Annotated in this window: 1 protein-coding gene and 5 tRNA genes; all 6 read right to left on the reverse strand. The window is 38.7% G+C overall.

Annotation, left to right across the window (positions count from 1 at the left end):
• Positions 1-181 precede the first annotated feature (181 nt).
• The 6 genes from GQR55_RS19910 to GQR55_RS19935 all read right to left on the reverse strand — a co-directional run bounded on the left by GQR55_RS19910 (position 182) and on the right by GQR55_RS19935 (position 1,172).
• Positions 182-258 (reverse strand) — tRNA-Arg (locus GQR55_RS19910).
• 116 nt (positions 259-374) lie between these two features.
• Positions 375-451 (reverse strand) — tRNA-Arg (locus tag GQR55_RS19915).
• Positions 452-502: 51 nt separating this feature from the next.
• Positions 503-579, reverse strand: a tRNA-Arg gene (locus GQR55_RS19920).
• Positions 580-653: 74 nt separating this feature from the next.
• Positions 654-730, reverse strand: a tRNA-Arg gene (locus GQR55_RS19925).
• A gap of 38 nt (positions 731-768) precedes the next feature.
• Positions 769-861: transfer RNA gene (locus tag GQR55_RS19930), tRNA-Ser, on the reverse strand.
• A gap of 128 nt (positions 862-989) precedes the next feature.
• Entirely contained in the window at positions 990-1,172 is a 183-nt protein-coding gene (locus GQR55_RS19935) for a hypothetical protein (RefSeq protein WP_165727226.1), read from the reverse strand.
• Between the last annotated feature and the right edge of the window lie 330 nt (positions 1,173-1,502).

Below are 1,502 nucleotides of genomic sequence, written 5' to 3' on the forward strand. Positions count from 1 at the left end.
GGTGTAATAAAAAACCAAGAAGCGTTTAAGCTTCAAGAAAGTTAAATACGATCTTGAAGCTTAAAATGAGAGATGGTATCTACAACGGATTATTAAATTCGGTGTCTTCAGAGGGCTATCTGCCAGTTTCACTTTATTTCAGGCACAAAAAAACCGACTTAATGTCGGCTTAGTATGAAAGTGGTGGGCGCAGGAGGATTCGAACCTCCGACCGCTCGGTTCGTAGCCGAGTACTCTATCCAGCTGAGCTATGCACCCACTTTCATAGATTGCTTATTTAAACTCTAAGCAGAGCGTATAAATTCAGGCATAAAAAAACCGATTTCCATCGGCTTATTTTTCTTACACTTTAAAAGTATATGAAAACATGAAAGTGGTGGGCGCAGGAGGATTCGAACCTCCGACCGCTCGGTTCGTAGCCGAGTACTCTATCCAGCTGAGCTATGCACCCACTTTCATTTTTACTATTACTTGTTTTTACTCTAAGTGAGAGTCTATAAAGTGGTGGGCGCAGGAGGATTCGAACCTCCGACCGCTCGGTTCGTAGCCGAGTACTCTATCCAGCTGAGCTATGCACCCACTTTATAGTTTACTTATTTTAACTCTAAGTAGAGCTTTTTCTTATTTAGACTCTAAGCAGAGTTATTAAAGTATGGTGGGCGCAGGAGGATTCGAACCTCCGACCGCTCGGTTCGTAGCCGAGTACTCTATCCAGCTGAGCTATGCACCCATACTTTAAAACTTTACAAAACACGCCATTAAAAGAAATGGTGGAGAGGGAGGGATTCGAACCCTCGATAGAGCTACAAACTCTATACTCCCTTAGCAGGGGAGCTCCTTCGGCCACTCGGACACCTCTCCGTCTTGTGGGGCGTATAATAAAGATTTCAGAAAATATGTCAAACACTTTTCTACCAAAAACGACTATATGGTTACAGATTGCACATATGCTTGGTTTAAAAGTGTAATTAGTTTGAAATTTAAGCGGGTTACGTATTTTTATTTGAAGGATTAACACCTAGCACAGGAACTAAGTCATCCGTTAACTGAGCCAAATACTGTTCTTGGTAACCTAATTGTTGAAATTCGGCAATACAAGCACGGTAGTAAGCATCTCGTTCTTGCTCTGTTGTGCATTCTTCTGATAAATCATCTACTCGTTTATCTTTCATACTATTATTCTAAGTCCTTTAAGAATCTATATTAACTGCTAAATACTAAGCAGTTTAAATTTCGTGCGTATTTTAGCTAAAACCTTTACATTAATACAACATATGTTTAAAAAACAATCATACTAAAAAGTTATAGCACTGTTAGTTTTAATATTAAAACTGCCAATAACAATAAATTAGCGAAGCTGAATTGCACATTAACCAGCACTAATAACTACATTTAATTTTTAGTGTAGTACTTATTAACTCCTAAATTCGGATAATAAGTGCAATTTCTCAGATTAGATGGCCAGCTGTTATAATTCGGCCATTTTCTCGCCAAAGGAAATT

It is taken from the genome of Pseudoalteromonas sp. Z1A8 (genome assembly GCF_011378855.1).
Taxonomy (GTDB): Bacteria; Pseudomonadota; Gammaproteobacteria; order Enterobacterales; family Alteromonadaceae; genus Pseudoalteromonas.